We start from the raw sequence: 18,833 nt of genomic DNA on the forward strand, positions 1-18,833 counted from the left end.
CGGGGCCGGCCACCGGCCGACCCCAAATCAAGCGTCCTTCTCAGAGCTGCATGTTCATCGGCTCGGGATAATACCTAAAACCGTCGCCATTCCTGGCGACGTGGCCGTAGCCGGGCCAGGCGAAGTGATAGGACATGACCGGGATCTTCTGGGCGGCGAGCATGTCCAGCATCTTCACCCGCGAGGCGGCCGCCTGCTTTGGGTCGCTGTCGTAGGAGAATTCCATCCGCGGCTTCTCCAACAGCAGCACCGCGTGATGCGAGAGGTCGCCGAGGAAGCAGAAGGATTTGCCCTTCGAACTGACCATGAAGATGGTGTGGCCGACGGTGTGGCCGGGCGCTGCGAGCGCGGTGACGCCGGGCAGGAATTCCTGGTTGTCCTTGATGAAGACGATGCGGTCGCGCACCGGCATCAGGTTCTTGCGGGCGTGGATGATAAAATCCTTCAACGGACTGCCGAGCTTGCCTTCATCGGTCCAGAAATCGAAATCGCTCTGGGCGATGTAGACCTGCGCGTTCGGGAATAGCGGCTTGTCGTCGGCGCCGACCAGGCCGCCGATGTGATCGATATGGGCGTGCGAGCACACCACGGCGTCGATGTCTCCAGGCTTGATGCCGGCCGCCATCATGTTCTTCTGCTGCTGGCCGGTGGTCGGGCCAAATGCTTTTGACGTGCCCATGCCGGTATCGAACAGGATCAGCTTGTCGCCGGTGTTCACGATCGGCGAGTTCTGTTCGAGCACGACGTTGTCCGGATTGAGGAAGTTGTCGGACAGCATCTTCTTCACTTCCTCCTTCGGCACGCCGGTAAACGTGCCGGAGGGATCGCCGAGCGGCAGCGGGCCGTCGGAGACGACGGTAACTTCGGCGTCGCCGAGCATGAAGCGGTGCCAGTAGGGCGTCTGCGTGCCGAGCTTTGGCGCCTTGGCCAGAGCGCTGCCGCCGAGCATCGTTGTCGCACCGAACCCGGCGCCGAGCGCAAGCAAAGACCGTCGCGAAAGATTCGTCGTCATGCGTCTTCCTCCACTAATTTTATTGATTGCAGTACGTGCCCGGACGAAATCATCCGTGCCTGCAGGCTGCTCCCGCTTCCCGAAATTGGCAAGTGGGAGGAGAAGGCACGACAGGGATGCGAAAATGACGATGACGCGCTGCATCGCGTCGAAGCGATGTTGCAGGACAGATTTCGAAAGATCAGCATCGGCAGCTACCAATCGTAGTCGTCGTACATCCACTCCCTTGGATATCGAGGCCGCGACCTCGCTTGCGGCTGCGACCGCTCTGGTTTGCGCAAGGTCGGAGCCGGCTGGGTCGGACGCGCTGACGTCTTGGGCGGGGTCTGCTCGGAGACCTTCGCGAGATCGCGTTTCATCTCTTCCTGGCTCGCCTTCAGCTCCCCAATGGCTTTTGCATTGTCGCCCGCCATTTGTTGCTGGTTCGCCTTGAGCTGTTCGACGTTTCGCTCCAGGTTCGCGAGGTCGCGCGCGATCGTCTGCAGCAACTGGGTCTGTTCGGGGGGCGCGGCGGTCGTTGGCGGCGAGGCGTCTTGCGGCGGTGCGGCCTGAGCCAAGGTCGGTGCTTGCGGTGGCGCTGTTTGCGGTGAGGACGCTTGCGGTGCCGCTGCCTCCGCGGCGACCACCTCAACGGTAGATGGCGCAGGCTGCGCGGGCGATGGCGGATCTTCCGGCGGCAATGATGGCGTTGAAACGGGCTGCGGCGCCCACCAGGCGACAACCTGCTTGGCTCCGCCGCTATAGGACGACTGCAAAACCAGCGCAGCGACAATGATACACGCTGCCAGGGGCAAGGCGGCCAGGGTGCGGAGCGCCGGCCTTTTTTCCGGTGATTGCGGGTCAGGTCGTGCCGAAGTCGGACGCGCAGTATCGCGCTCCATTTTTGCAACCTGTTCAGTCAACCGCGCGAGTTGCTCATCCGCGCGTTTGATCTGTTCGTGGGCCTGCGCGAGCCTCTCATCGGCGCGCACGCTCAGGGCATCGTGGGGTTCAGTTTCTTTCGGTGTGGAGTTCATTGGCGTTTCCTTTCCGTCCAATGTCATCCGAAGGTGGCCGGCCGAGCATCCGGCAGCGCTCCGTGCAGTCTTGCCCAAACAATGGCCGCATGATGATAGAATATGGGATCACATGGCGATAGCGTCCTGGAATCCAGCGGGCCACTCCCGGCGGCGTAGCAGAACGGTGCCGCGGCTCTCCTCTTCGGTTCCGATCGGCCGGCAGGAGGCGCACGCAATTCATCCGGCTTAAGTCCGGTCGCGTATGCGCGCGCTGCGAATGAGTTGGTCGCGCGAGGGGAAATTATTTCCCGGTGCGCTTCTTCTCGATGGTATCCCAGATTTTTGCCGCGACATCCGGGCCGTTGAGACGCTGGATCGCGCGGATGCCCGTGGGGCAGGTCACGTTGATCTCGGTGAGGTTGCCGTCGATCACGTCGATGCCGACGAACAGCAGGCCGCGTTCGCGCAAGTCCGGGCCCAGCGTGTCGCAAATCTCGCGCTCGCGCGGGGTAAGGTCGGTCGCCTGCGCTGCGCCGCCGCGCACCATGTTGGAGCGGAGGTCGTCGGGAGCGGGGACGCGGTTGACGGCACCGGCGAACTCGCCGTCGACCAGGATGATGCGCTTGTCGCCGTGCTTCACCTCGGGGAGGAAGCGCTGGATCACCCAGGGCTCCCTGAAGGTGACGGAAAACATGTCGAACAGCGAGCCGAAATTCATGTCCTGAGGCATGACGCGAAACACCGCCGCGCCGCCATGGCCGTGCAGCGGTTTCATGACGACCGCACCATGCTCATCGCGGAACGAATTGATTTCGTCGAGGTCGCGCGAGATCAGCGTCGGCGGCATTAGCTGAGGAAAGTTCAGCACGAACATCTTTTCCGGCGCGTTGCGCACGCTGGCGGGATCGTTGACGACCAGCGTCCTGGGATGGATTCGTTCCAGCAAATGCGTTGAGGTGATGTAGGCGATATCGAACGGCGGCTCCTGCCGCAACAGGATGACGTCGAAGGCCTCGAGCGGCTCGCGCTTCGGTTCTCCCAGCGTAAAGTGATCGCCGACCTCGTCGCGCACGGTGAGGTGCTGCACCGGCGCCACCAGCTCCTCGCCGCGCAGCGAGAGCGTGTCCGGCGTGAAATAGGAAAGGCTGTGCCCGCGCTTTTGCGCTTCCAGCATCAGGGCAAAGGTCGAATCGCCGCGGATGTTGATACGCGCGATGGGGTCCATCTGGACGGCGATATTCAGTTTCATGAGTGAGGTCCGGGTCTCTGGAGGGAATCTTAAACGCTGGCGTCGAATGCCGCTAACAGATGGCGTGGCAGACGCCTGGGCGCAATCAGGACAGCGTCAAAACGGAGCTCGAATTCGGCATGCTCGGGATGCACCATAAGCCAGGCTTGGGCGGCGTCGATGATGCGGGCCTGCTGGCGCGCCGTGACGGCGTAGGCGGCATCATCGAGGCTAGCTCTAGCCTTGACCTCGACGAAAGCCACAAGATTGCGCCGTTTCGCCACCAGGTCGATCTCGCCATAGGGGGTGCGAAAGCGCTTTGCGAGAATGCGGTAGCCCTTGGCCATCAGGTAGGCCGCGGCGCGGCTTTCGGCTGATAGCCCGGTGCGAAACGCCGCGACCCGCTCGGGCGCAGCGAGTTTCGTGGTCGCATCAGGCGGCGTGGCGCCGTCAGTCTTCGCCATCGTCGCCCCTGACTTCCTTTGCGAGCTCCAGCGCGCGGGCATAGACCTCACGGCGCGGGCGGCCCGAAAGCTCGACCGCGTGTGCGACGCTGTCCTTGACGCTTTCGCGCGCCAGCGACGATCGCAGCAGGTCGTCGAGGTCGTGCTGGGTCATGACGTCGGCGTCCTTGCGCGGCGGGCCGATCACGACCACGAACTCGCCGCGAGTCTCCAGCGTGTCGGCCGTCCTTGCCAGCTCGGCGATGGGGGCGCGCTTGATGTCCTCGTGCAGCTTTGTGAGTTCGCGGCAGATCGCGGCGTCGCGCCCGGCCATGATCGCGGCGAGGTCGGTGAGCGTTTCCTGCACGCGGTTGCCGGATTCGAACATCACCAGCGTGGCGTCGATCCTTGCCAGTTCGGCCAGCCGCGTTCGCCGCGAGACTTGCCTGGACGGCAAAAATCCCTCGAAGTAAAACCGGTCGGTCGGGAGTGCTGCGACCGAAAGCGCCGTCAGCACCGAGGACGCACCGGGCACCGCGATCACGGCATGGCCGGCGGCAGAGACCTCGCGCACCAGCTTGAAGCCGGGGTCGGAGATCAGGGGCGTGCCGGCGTCCGACACCAGCGCGATCGAAGCGCCCTGCGCCAGCCGCTCCAGGATTTTCGGCCGCGCCATCGCCGCGTTGTGCTCATGATACGGCTTGAGTTCCGCCGAGATCGCATAGCGCTCGATCAGGCGGCGGGTGATGCGGGTGTCCTCGCAGGCGATGATGTCGACGCCGGCCAGGGTCTCCAGCGCGCGCAAGGTGATGTCGCCGAGATTGCCGATCGGGGTTGCTACCAGGTAGAGGCCGGCAACCGGCTTCGGGGCATTCAGAGTGTGGCCGCCAATCAAAAATGTTCTGACGGCCGAACCCGGTTCGGTATCGGAGACGTAGCTGGGCTTTGCGCGCATGACGACAATCTAAAGGGGTCCTGGTGCAAGCGCTATATCTGGCGGTATGGGAAGCGCAACCGAAGTTCCAGGCGACCGGCAAGGTGCGACGAAAACTGTAATCCTTTTGTTTTAGTTAACTAATTCTCGACAATATGCAGAATCCCGCAAGTAGGGTTCAGTAGCGGTTCAGGTGCCGTGGCCCAGAAGGCCGGGATCCTGACCGACGGCGGTCGGTCAAGAGAAGAGACAGAATGGTAGGCCCGCTCAATCGCAAGCATGGATTCCCGGATCTCCGGCCCACAGGACCGACCCGGCGGACGGCGCTTGGTCTCATTCTCGGCGCGCCGCTGCTCGGCGCCTGCGCCGGCGGCCCGGTTTCCAACCCGTTCGGCCCGTCCGCGCCCGAGGGGCCGCCAGGCCCGCAGCAGCAGCCGCTCGCGGTCGGCACCGGGCAGGTCAAAGTCGGCCTGATCCTGCCGCTTTCGGCCGCCGGCAATGCCGGCGTCGCCGCGCAATCGATGAAGAACGCGGCCGAGATGGCGCTGGCGGAATTCCAGAATCCGAACATTCAGCTTCTGATCAAGGACGACGGCGGCAGTCCGCAGGGCGCCCAGCAGGTTACCCAGGAGGCGCTCGGCGAGGGCGTGGAAATCGTTCTGGGCCCGCTGTTTGCGGCCTCGGTGCCGGCGACCGCGCAACTGACGCGCGCGCGGAATATCCCAGTGATCGCGTTCTCGACCGATTCCAGCGTCGCCGGACGCGGGGTTTATCTGCTGAGCTTCCTGCCCGAATCAGACGTCAACCGGATCGTCGATTATTCGGCCAGCATCGGAAAGCGGTCGTTTGCGGCGCTGTTGCCCGACAATGCCTATGGCAATGTGGTGGAAGCGGCGTTCAAGCAGGCGGTCGGCCGCAAGGGGCGCATCGTCGCCTTCGAAAAATACACCGCCGATCGCGCCGGCGCGGCGCGGACGGTGGCGCAATCGCTCGGCTCGGCGGACGCGCTGTTCATCGCCGACGATGGCGAATCCGTCGTGGCAGCGGCGGATGCCTTGACCTCGGCGGGCGCCAATCTGCGCAACATCCAGTTGCTCGGCACCGGGCTCTGGGACAATCCGCGCGTCTATGCGAGCGCGACGCTGCAGGGCGGACTTTATGCTGCACCGGATCCGTCGGGCTTCCGCGCCTTCGCCGGCCGCTACCGTACCAAATATGGAGCGGACCCCGTGCGCACCGCAACGCTGGCTTATGATGCCGTCGCGCTGGTTGCTGCGCTATCGAAGCAGCAGGGCGGCCAACGCTTTGCGCCGGAGACGCTGACCAACCCGTCGGGCTTTGCCGGCATCGACGGGCTGTTTCGATTCCGCTCCGACGGCACCAACGAGCGCGGGCTTGCGGTGATGAAAGTCGCCAGCGGCGGCAGCACGCCGGTTGCGGGGTCGCCTAAGAGTTTTGGGGCGTGATCTTTCGTCGCCCCTGCGACCCGTCTACGCCGAAGGCTTCGCCGGGGTAGGAGCGAGGGGCGCCGAAGCTTTAGCGAAGGCGGCACGCAGGGGCCCATAGCCACCATTGTTGGTTTTGAGAGAAGCCGTCGCCGCTTGTGCCTCTTGCGCGGGCCGCGGCGTATGGGTTCCTGCGTTCGCAGGAACGACAGCATCTACGCGGCGAGATCGGCCACGACGGCGTCGAGCACGGGGAAGCCGTCCTTCGTCACGCGCAGTCTGCCGTCGGTGTCGACGGAGATCGCGCCTTCCGCGCGCAGGATGGCGATGCGGTTCGGATCGAGCGTGCGACCGGACAATGCCGCATAGCGGCGTGGGTCTATGCCCTCGGCGAGCCGCAGTCCCATCAGCAAGAATTCGTCGGCGCGCTCTTCGCTGTTGAGGTGGTCGTCGGTGACGACGCCGTGGCCGTTGGCCTCGACACGCATCAGCCAGGCCTCCGGGCGCTTCTCGGTCGCGGTGGCGTGTCGCGCGCCGTCGATGTCGAGGCGGCCATGCGCGCCGGGACCGATGCCGGCATATTCCTCGCCGCGCCAATAGACGAGATTGTGCTGACACTCCGCGCCTTCGCGGGCGTGATTGGAAATCTCGTAGGCCGGCAAGCCATGATGCGCGCAGACTTCCTGCGTCACGTCGTAGAGCGCACGCGCCACCGCCTCGTCCGGTGTCTTGAGTTTGCCTGCGGCGTGAAGGCCGAAGAACGGCGTGCCTTCCTCGATGGTGAGTTGGTAGAGCGAGAGGTGCTCGGCGGCTTCGGAGATCGCGAGCTTCAGTTCATCCGACCACATCCGCGGCGTCTGGTCGGGGCGGGCGTAGATCAGGTCGAATGAATAGCGATCGAACGCGGTGCGCGCGATCGCTACCGCATCGAGCGCCTCGCGCGCAGTATGCAGCCGTCCGAGCGCCTTCAGCGAGGCGTCGTCGAGCGCCTGCACGCCGAGCGAGACGCGGTTGACGCCGGCTGCGCGATAGCCGCGAAACCGCGTCGCTTCTACGCTGGTTGGATTGGCTTCGAGCGTGACCTCGACATTGCCGGCGACGCGCCAGTGCTTGCCGATCGCATCCAAAATCGCGCCGACAGTCTGCGGCTGCATCAAGGAAGGCGTGCCGCCGCCGAGAAAGATCGATGTGACGGTTCGCCCCGGTGCGCGCGCTGCCGTGGTTTCGATCTCACGCGCAAACGCGCGCACAAAGCGCTTCTCGTCGATCGGTGCGTGGCGAACGTGGCTGTTGAAATCGCAATAGGGGCATTTCGACAGGCAGAACGGCCAGTGCACGTAGACGCCGAAGGCATCTTTGGGGCGGGGTCGCTCGCGACTAGCCAAGGCAGATCTCCGCCAGTTTGACGAAGGCCCGCGCCCGGTGCGACAGGCCAAGCCCAAGGGGCGGCAGGCCGTGCTTTTCGATGGACGTCATCTCGCCAAAGGTCCGCGTGTGCCCGTCAGGCAGGAATGCCGGATCATAGCCGAAACCGGCAGTGCCGCGCGGCGGCCAGACCAGGGTTCCGTCGGCGCGGGACTCGACCTCTTCGAGATGGCCGTCGGGCCAGGCGACGCACAGGGCCGAGACGAAATGCGCACTTCGCTTGTCGGGCGTGGTCGCGCCGCGCTCCTGCAACAGGCGCTCGATCCTGGTCATCGCCGCCTTGAAATCCTTGCCATTGCCGGCCCAGCGCGCCGAATGGATTCCGGGCGCGCCGTCAAGGGCATCGACGACGAGGCCGGAATCATCGGCAAAGGCCGGCAGTTGCGCGGCTTTCGCCGCCGCGATCGCCTTGATCGCGGCATTGGCGCGAAACGTCTGGCCGGTTTCCTCGGGCTCACCGAGACCCAGCTCGCCGGCGGAAACCGCCTCGATGCCGTGCGGCGCGAGCAATTCCTTCATCTCGGCGAGCTTGCCGGGATTGTGGGTCGCGATCACGAGCCGGCCGGTGATTCGACGGTGCATGTGCGATCAGACTACGCGACGGCCAGTTTCTGCAAGTCCACCAGACGCGCGACACCCTTGCGCGCCAGTTCCATCAGCGCCAGGAACTCGTCTTGCGAAAACGGTGTCTTCTCGGCGGTGCCCTGCACCTCGATGATGCGGCCGTCGCCGGTCATGACGAAATTGGCGTCGGTCTCGGCCTCGGAATCCTCGGCATAATCGAGGTCGAGCACCGGCGTGCCCTGATAGATGCCGCAGGAGATCGCGGCGACATTGTCGCGCAGCACGTTGGCTTTCAGCATGTTGCGGTTCTTCATCCAACCGATGCAGTCGGCCAGCGCCACCCAGGCGCCGGTGATCGAGGCCGTGCGGGTGCCGCCATCGGCCTGGATCACGTCGCAATCGACCGTAATCTGGCGCTCGCCGAGCGCTTCGAGATCGACGGCTGCGCGCAGGGAGCGGCCGATCAGCCGCTGGATCTCGACGGTGCGGCCGCCCTGCTTGCCGGCAGCGGCCTCGCGGCGCGTACGCTCCAATGTGGCGCGCGGCAGCATGCCGTATTCGGCGGTGACCCAGCCGCGGCCCTGCCCCTTCAGCCAGGGCGGCAGCCGTTCTTCCAGGGTGGCCGTGACCAGCACATGGGTGTCGCCAAACTTCACCATGCAGGAACCTTCGGCATATTTAACCACGCCGCGTTCCAGCGACACGGGGCGCAATTGATCGGGCGCACGGCGGCTCGGCCGCATGGGGAATCCTTCCAAAATCGAGCGAAAATTCGTTCGCGGTGCTTGTAGGAGGGGGAGCGGGCAGCGGCAAGGGTTTTTGCCTTGTTTCGGGGTAGAGTTCGGTTCTGAATCAATTAGAACCGAACCTCTACCTTCTTGTTTTGACGCGTTTTCTTTGCGCGAACCGGCATCCACCCCCGGATCAAGCCCGAGGGCATGCTTCGCTCGAAAACGCTACGGCGAAAGCGGCGCTTGTCATCGGCCCGCCGGATCGACAAATTAGGGAGTATCAGGGAGTTAGCAGTGGCCCACCACGATCCGATAGGCCTGATCGCGCCGCATGCTGGGCTCGCCCAGCTCAACGAGCGCTCGCGCGACATTTTTCGTCAAATCGTCGAGAGCTATCTCGCGACCGGCGACCCTGTCGGCTCGCGCAACATCTCGCGCCTGATCGCGGTGCCGCTGTCGCCGGCGTCCGTCCGCAACGTGATGTCGGACCTCGAAGCGCTCGGCCTGATCTATGCGCCACATACCTCGGCCGGCCGCCTGCCCACCGAACTCGGTTTGCGCTTCTTCGTCGACGCCCTGATGCAGGTCGGCGACCTCACCGAGCCGGAACGGGAATCGATCCAGAACCAGCTTGCCTCCGTCGGCCGGGCGCAGTCGGTCGAGGCGGCGCTCGGCGAGGCGCTGACGCGGCTGTCCGGCCTGACCCGTGCGGCTGCGGTGGTGCTGACCGCCAAATCCAATTCGCGGCTGAAACACATCGAGTTCGTGCGGCTGGAGCCGGAGCGCGCGCTGGTGGTGCTGGTCGGCGAAGACGGCCAGGTCGAAAACCGTGTGCTGTCGCTGCCGCCCGGCGTGCCTTCCTCGGCACTGACCGAAGCGAGCAATTTTCTCAATGCGCGGATTCGCGGCCGTACGCTCGCCGAAGCGCGGTTAGAGCTCGAAACCGCGATGGCGCAGAGCCGCATCGAGCTCGACCAACTGACGCAGAAGGTGATCGAGGCTGGCATTGCGAGCTGGTCGGGCGGCGAAAACGACGACCGGCAATTGATCGTGCGCGGGCATGCCAACCTGCTGGAAGATTTGCACGCGCTGGAAGATCTCGAACGCGTCAAATCATTGTTCGACGATCTCGAGACCAAGCGCGGCGTGATCGACCTGCTGGGCCGGGCCGAGCGCGCCGAAGGGGTGCGGATCTTCATCGGATCGGAGAACAAGCTGTTCTCGCTGTCCGGTTCCTCGACCATCATCGCACCCTATGGCGACGCTTCGGGCCGTATCGTCGGTGTTCTCGGCGTGATCGGGCCGACACGGCTGAACTATGCACGGGTGATTCCGACGGTGGATTACGCCGCCCGCATTGTCAGCCGGATGCTGGGCGGCTGATCCGCCACGAATCGACCCCAATCCGGGCTTTGTCGTTTTGACGCTTTTTCTTCACGCGAACCGGTGCCCACTTCGCTCGAAAACGCTATGGAGCGCTTGATTTTCGGCCCCTAAAGCACGATATCCCGCTCAGCAAATCCCCATCCAACCAGATGCGTTTTTTGAGAAGGCAGTCTTATGACCGATCCCAACCGGCCGAGTGACGACGGGGCACAACCCGCCAACCAGACCGGCGAACCCGTGGTCTCAAAACCCTACATCATGCCCGACGATCCCGAGGAAGGATCGGTCGAGGCGTTGACGAAGGAAGCGGCGGAAGCACGCGACAAGATGCTGCGCACGCTGGCGGAGATGGAAAACCTGCGCAAGCGCACCGCCAAGGAAGTCGCCGACGCGCGCGCCTACGGCATCACCGGCTTCGCCCGCGACATTCTCGAAATCGCCGACAATCTGCAGCGCGCGCTCGATGCCATGCCGGCCGAGACGAAGGCCACCGCCGACCCGGCGCTGAAGGCTTTCATCGAAGGCGTCGAGCTGACCGAGCGCTCGCTGCTGAACACGCTGGAGAAGAACGGCGTCAAGAAGTTCGATCCATCGGGCGAGAAGTTCGATCCCAATTTTCAGCAGGCGATGTACGAAGTGCCCGATCCGTCCGTTCCGGCAGGGACGGTGGTTCAGGTCGTGCAGGCCGGCTTCATGATCGGCGAACGCATACTGCGTCCGGCGCTGGTCGGCGTATCGAAGGGCGGCGCCAAGGCAGCCCCGGCGAACAACGAGCCGAACAGCGCGGCATAGACGCTAGACCCTCATGGTGAGGAGGCGCGTCAGCGCCGTCTCGAACCATGAAGGCCCCGCTGCAGCATCTCGGCCTTCATCCTTCGAGACGCGCGCAGGCGCGCTCCTCAGGATGAGGGTCTGATGCCCGCTTGGACTTACAGCGGCTTCTCGTCCGCCTTCGGTCGGTAGGTGCCAAAACTCCAGAGATTGCCTTCCGGGTCGCGGCAGGCGAAATCGCGGCTGCCGTAGTCGGTGTCGCGCAGTTCCATTTCGATCTTGCCGCCGGCGGCCTTCACTTTGGCATACAGCGCGTCGGGATCGTCGACCGCGACATAGAGCGCGTCGGTGCGGCGGCCGCCTATATCACCGACGAGTTTGCCATATTCATCGTCGCGGCTCTGGCCGAGCATGAGGAGCGAGGGCCCGTAGGCAAGCTCGGCATGTTGAACCGCGCCACCGTTGCGGTAGGCGACACGTTCGGTGAAGCCAACGATCTCCTCGAGCCAGCGGATCATCGCTTCGGCATCCCGGCAGCGCATCGTCGGGTAAAGGCGCGGTGCTTCGCTTTTGCTTGGACTGATCACGGGCAACTCCTTGCATTGCGTTACCTCGCCAATACCGCGAGGTAGGTTGCGCCGGCTTGAAGATTTGTTACCTGACCGGCTACGCGTCCAGTGCGTCGAGCGGCCGCGTCAGGCGGCTGTCGATCAACGTCAGCCGCCGGGCCCAGGCCGTCGGTGTCTCGCCGGCAAGATCGGCGAATTCGCGGACGAGATGCGCCTGGTCGGAATAACCGCTTTCAGCCGCAATGAAGGCCCAGCCGCTTGCGGTTTCGGTCCGCGCCAGCCGGCAGGCTTCATGAAAGCGCATCATGCGGGCAACCGGCTTCGGCGCCAGACCAATTTCCGCTCGGAAGCGATCGACCAAATGCTTGCGGCTCCAGCCGATCTCTCTTGCAAGCGCAGTGATGCGCGCGCCGCCCGTGCTGCGTGCGAGCCGGCGATAGGCGAAAGCGATCTCGGGCGAAGGCCAATGGCTGGCACGGCCTGCAACAAAATCCTCGACCAGATCGAAACGATCCTGCCAGCGGGATATCGCACCGAGCCGATCGCGCAGCTCACGCCCTTCGCGGCCCAGCACGTCGGCAATGTCGACCATGCGCGCGGTGAGATCGACGATGGCGCCGCCAAAGAAGCGATAGGCGCCGAGCGGCGTGAAATCCACCTGCACGCATTCGGCGCCGCCATCGGATTCGATATGAACCGGGCCGGCATAAAGCCCGGCGGCGAAACTCGGCTGCCGGTCATCAGCGTCAGGATCGCGCCCGAGCGCGATCAGGAGCGGTGTGCCGAAGCTGATGATCAGCGGCACCACCAGGCCGGCGGCTTCGCGCTGGAAAAACCGGCCGGGCGCCGTTTCGCGATAACCCGTCATGCCAGTGATCAGGCCCGCCAGGCGCTGTGACGGCGCACGACGGATCATCTCGAACGCGAATGGAGCCGCTGGACCTGACATCCCAAACCCCTGAACCGGGCAAGACGAACGCACTAGGCCGCGATATCGCCCGACTGAATGCGCTTGACGCCGGCTTTGGTCATGTCAGCCCAGGCCTTGGCGAGCGAGCCCTGGGTGTCGATGCCGCGGCAGGCGTCCTCGATCACGTAAGTCTCAAAGCCCGCCTTGCGCGCATCCAGCGCGCTCCATGCCACGCAGAAGTCGGTGGCGAGGCCGGCGAGGAAAACCCGCTTCACCTTGCGCGCTTTCAGGTACGCGGCAAGCCCCGTCGTGGTCTTGCCGTCGGCCTCGGTGAAGGCCGAATAGCTGTCGACGTCCTTGTTAAAACCCTTGCGGATAACGAGACCGGCATGCGGGACCGCGAGGTCCTTTGACAGCGACGCGCCCTCGGTGCCCTGTACGCAGTGATCCGGCCACAGCACCTGCTTGCCGTAGGGGAGATTGATGGTTTCGAACGGCTTCTTGCCGGAATGGGTGGAGGCGAACGAGACGTGGCCCGCGGTGTGCCAGTCCTGCGTCATCACCACATTGGCAAAGCCCTTGGCGATGCGGTTGATGACGGGCACCACCTGATCGCCGTCTTTCACGGCGAGGCTGCCGCCCGGCAGGAAGCAGTTTTGCACGTCGATGACGAGGAGCGCGGAGGCGTTGTCGGGTTTCATCGGTGCAGCCCATGGCGTCGTTGGAACGAGGGCGAGGACGGATGCCGCGCCAAAGCCTGTCAGAACCAGCCTGCGAGAAACCATAGCACGTCTCCCCTCGTGAACCCGACAGGGAAGGCTAGTTCCAGTGGTGTACGAACGAAAGCCCGAAATTTCGCCGCGTCCTGAATATCAGGGCGCGCGCTTTTCTTGAACTCCGCGATCAGGCTCGCGGCCGGATTCCGTCGCGCACGGCGCGGAAGCGCGGAAATGCCTTGGTCCAATCATCGCGCGGCGAAGAGCCGATGATGCGCATCGAGGTCTGGGAGCCGAACCGCAGCCATTGCACGATCGTCACCGGCGTATTGTCCTTGCCGCTGATGGCGTCGATCCGAGTCTCGTAGCCGGGCTGGCCATCGATGCGGACAGGCTCCGACATCGTGATACGCCCGTCGCGTACGCCGGGAATGGTGGTCGCGATCTGCTGGGCAAAGCGGCCGCGATCGTCAGGCGACGCCGCCGTCGAGCCGATCAGGCCGATGATCATGAAGGGGGCGACCTCGAAGCCTTTCTTTTCGTCGCTGTCGGAGAGAATGAGGGCGGCGCCCGGTGCCAGCGTACGGACGTTCTTGAAGCTCGAGAGCTCGCCAATCTTGAACGGCATCATCCCGAGCTGTTCCTCGACAGGAACCTCAACGCGGATCACGGCCGATGCGAACATCTGGCGCACGGCATCGTCGGTATAGATCTTTGAGGCGTTCTCCGGCACCTGCACGGCGACGTAGCCGGAGAAGGTAGGACCGGGCAGGATCATGGAATAACGGCGCACGTTGGTGGCGCCGTCCTTGGCGTTTTCGACGGTGTAGTAGGCGAGCCCCGCTTTGGTCTCGATGCTCTCCGGCTTGATGCCGCCAGTGCCGCCGGGATTGGCCTTGAAGGCATTGGCGACCTCGCCATAAGCCTCGGCGGGCAGGTCGGCGACCAGGACCTTGACGCCCTGGTCTTCGGTCTCGAATCCCGTGAACGCTCTGGCCTTGTTGAGGCCGACCAGCGGCGTCATGCCGACCCTGGCGCCCGGCGGGAAAACCGGGTCCGCGGCGAACGCGGAGGAGGTGGCGGCAACGAGTAGGGCAACCGCAGCAAAGTATCGAAGTAGCTTCATGGAGGGTCTACCGGGTTTGCATGGAGGCCGTTCAATGATCGGACGGTGGAGCGGATGGAATCTGGGCCTCGGGGCGCGCGACTGGGTCGTTCCGTTCGGCCCGCTTTTAGCGGTTTTGGTGTCCCTGCAACAGGGCAGGGCAGGCGTCCGTTCCCCCGTCACGCTCCTATATGTTGGCCTTTCGCGGCATTCTGCCCAGTCTCCGAGCGTTTTTTTGGGCGCTTCCAGCGGCCAAATACCGCGTCCCCTCCACGTCGGCCGGTCCACGCCGTGAGGATGCCGCCGTATCGCTGTGCAACGTTTGGGGGCGTGAGCGATGAAGGGGATTGCCGATTCTTAACGCCGGTCGCGGCGCGGGGCCCGGCCCCCGGGCGGCACAATCTTTCAAACGCCAGCCTTTTCAGGCCCTAAGCTTGCGCTCGGTCCTTGCGGGCACAACCCCCCCTCCTATATGAGGCTCACCGTCGCAATATCGCGAGTATTTGAACGTTGGGGGTTCGGTTAGGTGCGCCGTCCAGGGCCCAGCCAACCTGCCGCAAAAAGAAGGATATGAGGACCATGGGAAAGGTCATTGGGATCGATCTCGGCACCACGAATTCGTGTGTCGCCGTAATGGATGGCAAGACTGCAAAAGTCATCGAGAACGCGGAGGGCATGCGCACCACGCCTTCGATCGTTGCCGTCACCGATGACGGCGAGCGCCTCGTCGGCCAGCCTGCCAAGCGCCAGGCGGTGACCAATCCCGAGCGGACGTTCTTCGCGGTGAAGCGCCTGATTGGCCGCCGCTATGACGACCCGATGGTCGAGAAGGACAAGAAGCTCGTTCCCTACAAGATCGTCAAGGCATCGAACGGCGACGCCTGGGTCGAGGCCGACGGCAAGACCTATTCGCCCTCGCAGGTCTCCGCCTTCATCCTGCAGAAGATGAAGGAGACCGCGGAAGCCCATCTCGGCCAGAAGGTCGACCAGGCCGTCATCACGGTTCCCGCCTACTTCAACGACGCGCAGCGTCAGGCCACCAAGGATGCCGGCAAGATCGCCGGTCTTGAAGTGCTGCGCATCATCAACGAGCCGACGGCGGCAGCGCTCGCCTACGGTCTCGACAAATCAAAATCCGGCACCATCGCGGTGTACGACCTCGGCGGCGGCACCTTCGACGTCTCGATTCTCGAAATCGGCGACGGCGTGTTCGAGGTGAAGTCGACCAACGGCGATACCTTCCTCGGCGGTGAAGATTTCGACATGCGCCTGGTCGGTTATCTCGCCGACGAATTCCAGAAGGAGCAGGGCATCAACCTGCGCAACGATAAGCTCGCCCTTCAGCGCCTGAAGGAGGCCGCCGAAAAGGCCAAGATCGAGCTGTCTTCGACGACGCAGACCGAAATCAACCTACCGTTCATCACGGCCGACCAGACCGGGCCGAAGCATCTGACGATGAAGCTGACGCGCGCCAAGTTCGAGGCGCTCGTCGACGATCTCGTTCAGAAGACCATCGAGCCCTGCCGCAAGGCGCTGAAGGACGCAGGTCTGACCGCCGCCGAAATCGGCGAAGTGGTGCTGGTCGGCGGCATGACCCGCATGCCGAAGGTCCAGGAGGTCGTGAAGCAGTTGTTCGGCAAGGAGCCGCACAAGGGCGTCAACCCGGACGAAGTCGTCGCCATCGGTGCGGCCATTCAAGCGGGCGTGCTGCAGGGCGACGTCAAGGACGTGCTGCTGCTCGACGTGACGCCGCTGTCGCTCGGCATCGAGACGCTGGGTGGCGTGTTCACCCGCATCATCGACCGCAACACCACGATCCCGACCAAGAAGAGCCAGGTGTTCTCGACCGCCGAGGACAACCAGAATGCCGTCACCATCCGCGTCTTCCAGGGCGAGCGTGAAATGGCGGCCGACAACAAGGTGCTCGGTCAGTTCGACCTGATGGGTATTCCGCCGGCGCCGCGCGGCATGCCGCAGATCGAGGTCACCTTCGACATCGACGCCAACGGCATCGTCAACGTCTCGGCCAGGGACAAGGCGACCGGCAAGGAGCAGCAGATCCGGATTCAGGCATCCGGCGGCCTCTCCGAAGCCGACATCCAGAAGATGGTCAAGGACGCCGAGGCCAACGCGGCCGAGGACAAGAAGCGACGCGAGGCGGTCGACGCCAAGAACCATGCCGACGCGCTGGTGCATTCCACCGAGAAGGCGCTGGCCGAGCACGGTTCGAAAGTGGAAGAATCAGAGCGCCGCGCCATCGAGGACGCCGTCAGCGATTTGAAGGAAGCGCTGAAGGGCGACGACGCCGAGGCCATCAAGGCCAAGACCAACACGCTGGCGCAGGCTTCGATGAAGCTCGGCGAGGCCATGTACAAGCAGCAGGCCGAGGCGGACGCCAAGCGGGATGCTGCCAAGGATGACGTGGTCGACGCGGAGTTCACCGAGGTCGACGACGACAAGAACAACAAGAAGTCGGCATAAGCGGGCTTTCGATCATGACCCTCATCCAAAAGAGCGCACGGCTCGCGTTCGATGGGTGGGGGTCATTTTTCTTTAAGCCGATCGCGGCATCTTCGATTGAAGGTGCTTTCGGCATGAAGACGAATTCGGGCGGGTCTGACTGATGTCCACCAAGCGCTGCTATTACGAAACCCTGGAAGTCGAGCGGAACGCGGACGAATCCAAGCTCAAGTCGGCCTTCCGCAAGCTCGCGATGAAATGGCATCCGGACAGGAATCCAGGTGATGCCACCAGCGAAATGAAATTCAAGGAAATCAACGAGGCCTATGAAGTCCTGAAAGACGGCGACAAGCGCGCCGCCTATGACCGCTATGGCCATGCCGCGTTCGAGCAGGGCATGGGCGGCGGCGGTCCCGGCTTCGGCGCCGGCTTCGCCTCGTCGTTTTCAGATATTTTCGAGGACCTGTTCGGCATGGCCGGGCAGCGCGGGCGTGGCGGCGGGCGCGAGCGCGGCGCCGATCTGCGCTACAACATGGAAATCACGCTGGAGGAAGCCTACCTCGGCAAGACCGCGCAGATCGAAATTCCGGTCTCGGTTACCTGCGAGCCCTGTTCGGGCACCGGCGCCAAGGCCGGCACCAAGCCGAAGACCTGCGCGATGTGCGGCGGCGCCGGCCGCGTCCGTCAGGCTCAGGGCTTCTTCACGCTGGAGCGGACCTGCCCGGGCTGTCAGGGCCGCGGTCAGATGATCGAGGACGCCTGCCCGAACTGCTCGGGCACGGGACGGGTGACGCGCGACCGGACGTTGTCGGTCAACATTCCGCAGGGTGTCGAGGACGGCACGCGTATCCGGCTGGCCGGCGAAGGCGAGGCCGGCGTCCGCGGCGGTCCGCCCGGCGACCTCTACATTTTCCTGTCGCTGGCCACCCACGAATTCTTCCAGCGCGACGGCGCCGATTTGCACTGCCGGGTTCCGATCTCGATGGTCGCGGCCGCGCTCGGCGGCGAATTCGAGGTGCCCACCATCGACAAGGGCAAGACCAAGGTGAAGGTGCCGGCGGGAACGCAGTCCGGCCGCCGTTTCCGCATTGCATCAAAGGGCATGCCGGTGCTCCGCTCGCGCCAGACCGGCGACATGTATGTCCAGGTCATGGTCGAAACGCCACAGAATCTGACCAAGAAGCAGCAGGAACTGCTCGCCGAGTTCGAAAAGCTGTCCTCCGGGGCAACCCAGCCGGAGGCGTTGGGCTTCTTCACCAAGGTCAAGGACTTCTTCGGCAGCCGCGCGGGCTCGTGAACCGCATCCACGTCGCGCGGGCGAGCGCCGTTCCTCGCCCGGCAGTCATGATTCATTCAGCTTGCACAGGGTGTTATCGCCGGATCGCGGGCGCTTTGGCGCCTCTCGCGCATTACCGTTTGGCTTGACCATATCCCCGTCGACCTATACGTGTTCATGACTGTTTTTTGACATTCCCGCCCGTCAGCGGGTCCCGCCTGGTAGCGACATGCCTTTGCAATCGTCCGTGCGTGCGTTGAAGAAGCCTCGTCTCGACGACGAGGTGCGCTTCCTTCGTTCATGGATTGAAAAGCCGCTGCACATGGGTGCGGTGATGCCGTCGAGCAAGGTGCTCGCCCGCACCATGGCGCAATATGTCGATGTCGATTCCGAAGGGCCGGTCGTCGAACTTGGGCCCGGGACCGGCGCGATCACCAACGCGCTGATCGAACACGGCGTAGATCAGAAGCGGCTCGTGCTGGTCGAATATAATCCGGGCTTCTGCGCTCTGCTGCGCGATCGCTATCCTCAGGCCAAGGTCGTACAGGGCGATGCCTACACGCTACGCGCTTCGCTCGGAGATGCGCTGGGTGCGCCGGCGTCTGCCGTGATCTCCGGCCTGCCGCTCGTGACAAAACCGATGCTGACCCGCCTGAAGCTGATCCGCGACGCCTTCCTGGCGCTGGCGCCGGGCGCGCCCTTCGTGCAGTTCACCTATTCGGTGGCGCCGCCGATTCCGAAATCGCTGCCGGGCGTGTCCACAGAGGCCTCCGAGCGGATCTGGATGAACCTTCCGCCCGCGCGGGTCTGGGTGTATCGCAAGGGCTAAGCCGTCCGCTCGCGCGGCCGGTCAGCCCTGA

The 18,833-nt window shown here is 64.1% G+C and carries 18 protein-coding genes; 6 read left to right on the forward strand and 12 right to left on the reverse strand.

The genetic code is table 11. From position 1 onward, the window contains the following. Positions 1-40: 40 nt before the first annotated feature. The 5 genes from LMTR3_RS17725 to rsmI all read right to left on the reverse strand — a co-directional run bounded on the left by LMTR3_RS17725 (position 41) and on the right by rsmI (position 4,636). Positions 41-1,012, reverse strand: a complete 972-nt coding sequence (locus LMTR3_RS17725) for an MBL fold metallo-hydrolase (RefSeq protein WP_065746345.1) — start codon at positions 1,010-1,012, stop codon at positions 41-43. Between the two features lie 194 nt (positions 1,013-1,206). Continuing rightward, positions 1,207-2,049, reverse strand: a complete 843-nt coding sequence (locus LMTR3_RS17730; RefSeq protein ID WP_141686669.1) for a hypothetical protein — start codon at positions 2,047-2,049, stop codon at positions 1,207-1,209. A 262-nt stretch (positions 2,050-2,311) separates the two neighbouring features. After that, entirely contained in the window at positions 2,312-3,259 is a 948-nt protein-coding gene (gene gshB, locus LMTR3_RS17735) for a glutathione synthase (protein ID WP_065746347.1), read from the reverse strand. A 29-nt stretch (positions 3,260-3,288) separates the two neighbouring features. Beyond that, a complete protein-coding gene (locus LMTR3_RS17740; RefSeq protein WP_065746348.1) occupies positions 3,289-3,702 on the reverse strand; it encodes a YraN family protein in 414 nt (137 codons plus the stop codon). Beyond that, a complete protein-coding gene (rsmI, locus tag LMTR3_RS17745; RefSeq protein WP_065746349.1) occupies positions 3,689-4,636 on the reverse strand; it encodes a 16S rRNA (cytidine(1402)-2'-O)-methyltransferase in 948 nt (315 codons plus the stop codon). Before rsmI ends, LMTR3_RS17740 begins: the two co-directional genes overlap by 14 nt. Positions 4,637-4,869: 233 nt before the next feature. Between rsmI and LMTR3_RS17750 the strand changes: the two genes are divergently transcribed. Continuing rightward, positions 4,870-6,081: a penicillin-binding protein activator gene (locus LMTR3_RS17750; RefSeq protein ID WP_065746350.1), complete on the forward strand. Its 1,212-nt coding sequence runs from the start codon at positions 4,870-4,872 to the stop codon at positions 6,079-6,081. 194 nt (positions 6,082-6,275) lie between these two features. Here LMTR3_RS17750 and hemW read toward each other — a convergent pair whose 3' ends face one another. Genes hemW through rph form a run of 3 tightly spaced genes read right to left on the reverse strand, consistent with a single transcriptional unit; the run spans position 6,276 to position 8,792 of the window. After that, on the reverse strand, positions 6,276-7,445 hold the full coding sequence (gene hemW / locus LMTR3_RS17755) for a radical SAM family heme chaperone HemW (protein WP_065746351.1): 1,170 nt from the start codon (positions 7,443-7,445) through the stop codon (positions 6,276-6,278). Then, positions 7,438-8,067: an RdgB/HAM1 family non-canonical purine NTP pyrophosphatase gene (gene rdgB, locus LMTR3_RS17760; protein ID WP_065746352.1), complete on the reverse strand. Its 630-nt coding sequence runs from the start codon at positions 8,065-8,067 to the stop codon at positions 7,438-7,440. Before rdgB ends, hemW begins: the two co-directional genes overlap by 8 nt. Positions 8,068-8,078: 11 nt before the next feature. Further along, entirely contained in the window at positions 8,079-8,792 is a 714-nt protein-coding gene (rph, locus tag LMTR3_RS17765) for a ribonuclease PH (protein WP_065726161.1), read from the reverse strand. Positions 8,793-9,074: 282 nt separating this feature from the next. Between rph and hrcA the strand changes: the two genes are divergently transcribed. Further along, complete coding sequence (gene hrcA / locus LMTR3_RS17770; RefSeq protein ID WP_065746353.1) at positions 9,075-10,163, forward strand: heat-inducible transcriptional repressor HrcA; 1,089 nt, start codon at positions 9,075-9,077, stop codon at positions 10,161-10,163. 177 nt (positions 10,164-10,340) lie between these two features. Continuing rightward, on the forward strand, positions 10,341-10,958 hold the full coding sequence (gene grpE / locus LMTR3_RS17775; protein ID WP_065746354.1) for a nucleotide exchange factor GrpE: 618 nt from the start codon (positions 10,341-10,343) through the stop codon (positions 10,956-10,958). A gap of 137 nt (positions 10,959-11,095) precedes the next feature. Here the strand turns inward: grpE and LMTR3_RS17780 are convergent, their stop codons facing one another. The 4 genes from LMTR3_RS17780 to LMTR3_RS17795 form a co-directional block, all read right to left on the reverse strand. Beyond that, on the reverse strand, positions 11,096-11,479 hold the full coding sequence (locus LMTR3_RS17780) for a VOC family protein (protein ID WP_176721940.1): 384 nt from the start codon (positions 11,477-11,479) through the stop codon (positions 11,096-11,098). A gap of 124 nt (positions 11,480-11,603) precedes the next feature. Then, positions 11,604-12,455, reverse strand: a complete 852-nt coding sequence (locus LMTR3_RS17785) for a helix-turn-helix domain-containing protein (RefSeq protein WP_065746355.1) — start codon at positions 12,453-12,455, stop codon at positions 11,604-11,606. A gap of 32 nt (positions 12,456-12,487) precedes the next feature. Then, on the reverse strand, positions 12,488-13,201 hold the full coding sequence (gene pncA / locus LMTR3_RS17790; protein ID WP_065746356.1) for a bifunctional nicotinamidase/pyrazinamidase: 714 nt from the start codon (positions 13,199-13,201) through the stop codon (positions 12,488-12,490). 118 nt (positions 13,202-13,319) lie between these two features. Then, entirely contained in the window at positions 13,320-14,258 is a 939-nt protein-coding gene (locus tag LMTR3_RS17795; protein ID WP_065746357.1) for a hypothetical protein, read from the reverse strand. A gap of 558 nt (positions 14,259-14,816) precedes the next feature. Here LMTR3_RS17795 and dnaK point away from each other — a divergent pair. From dnaK to LMTR3_RS17810, 3 genes are all read left to right on the forward strand, one after another. Then, entirely contained in the window at positions 14,817-16,718 is a 1,902-nt protein-coding gene (gene dnaK, locus LMTR3_RS17800) for a molecular chaperone DnaK (RefSeq protein WP_065746358.1), read from the forward strand. Between the two features lie 142 nt (positions 16,719-16,860). Then, positions 16,861-17,994 carry a molecular chaperone DnaJ gene (gene dnaJ / locus LMTR3_RS17805; protein WP_065746359.1) on the forward strand — a complete coding sequence of 378 codons (1,134 nt, stop codon included), beginning with the start codon at positions 16,861-16,863 and terminating at the stop codon, positions 17,992-17,994. Positions 17,995-18,202: 208 nt separating this feature from the next. Beyond that, the gene (locus tag LMTR3_RS17810; RefSeq protein WP_065746360.1) at positions 18,203-18,802 is read left to right on the forward strand and encodes a class I SAM-dependent methyltransferase; all 600 of its coding nucleotides are present in this window, start codon (positions 18,203-18,205) and stop codon (positions 18,800-18,802) included. The last annotated feature ends 31 nt before the right edge of the window (positions 18,803-18,833 follow it).

Origin of the sequence: Bradyrhizobium sp. LMTR 3, assembly GCF_001693485.1 — a bacterium.
In the GTDB taxonomy this organism is placed as follows: Bacteria; Pseudomonadota; Alphaproteobacteria; order Rhizobiales; family Xanthobacteraceae; genus Bradyrhizobium.

Coding starts and splice junctions, on each gene's coding strand:
- LMTR3_RS17725 (WP_065746345.1), bottom strand. CDS start 1,012: ATGACGACGAATCTTTCGCGACGGTCTTTGCTTGCGCTCGGCGCCGGG.
- gshB (WP_065746347.1), bottom strand. CDS start 3,259: ATGAAACTGAATATCGCCGTCCAGATGGACCCCATCGCGCGTATCAAC.
- LMTR3_RS17740 (WP_065746348.1), bottom strand. CDS start 3,702: ATGGCGAAGACTGACGGCGCCACGCCGCCTGATGCGACCACGAAACTC.
- rsmI (WP_065746349.1), bottom strand. CDS start 4,636: ATGCGCGCAAAGCCCAGCTACGTCTCCGATACCGAACCGGGTTCGGCC.
- LMTR3_RS17750 (WP_065746350.1), top strand. CDS start 4,870: ATGGTAGGCCCGCTCAATCGCAAGCATGGATTCCCGGATCTCCGGCCC.
- rdgB (WP_065746352.1), bottom strand. CDS start 8,067: ATGCACCGTCGAATCACCGGCCGGCTCGTGATCGCGACCCACAATCCC.
- rph (WP_065726161.1), bottom strand. CDS start 8,792: ATGCGGCCGAGCCGCCGTGCGCCCGATCAATTGCGCCCCGTGTCGCTG.
- grpE (WP_065746354.1), top strand. CDS start 10,341: ATGACCGATCCCAACCGGCCGAGTGACGACGGGGCACAACCCGCCAAC.
- LMTR3_RS17780 (WP_176721940.1), bottom strand. CDS start 11,479: ATGCGCTGCCGGGATGCCGAAGCGATGATCCGCTGGCTCGAGGAGATC.
- LMTR3_RS17785 (WP_065746355.1), bottom strand. CDS start 12,455: ATGTCAGGTCCAGCGGCTCCATTCGCGTTCGAGATGATCCGTCGTGCG.
- pncA (WP_065746356.1), bottom strand. CDS start 13,201: ATGGTTTCTCGCAGGCTGGTTCTGACAGGCTTTGGCGCGGCATCCGTC.
- LMTR3_RS17795 (WP_065746357.1), bottom strand. CDS start 14,258: ATGAAGCTACTTCGATACTTTGCTGCGGTTGCCCTACTCGTTGCCGCC.
- dnaK (WP_065746358.1), top strand. CDS start 14,817: ATGGGAAAGGTCATTGGGATCGATCTCGGCACCACGAATTCGTGTGTC.
- dnaJ (WP_065746359.1), top strand. CDS start 16,861: ATGTCCACCAAGCGCTGCTATTACGAAACCCTGGAAGTCGAGCGGAAC.
- LMTR3_RS17810 (WP_065746360.1), top strand. CDS start 18,203: ATGCCTTTGCAATCGTCCGTGCGTGCGTTGAAGAAGCCTCGTCTCGAC.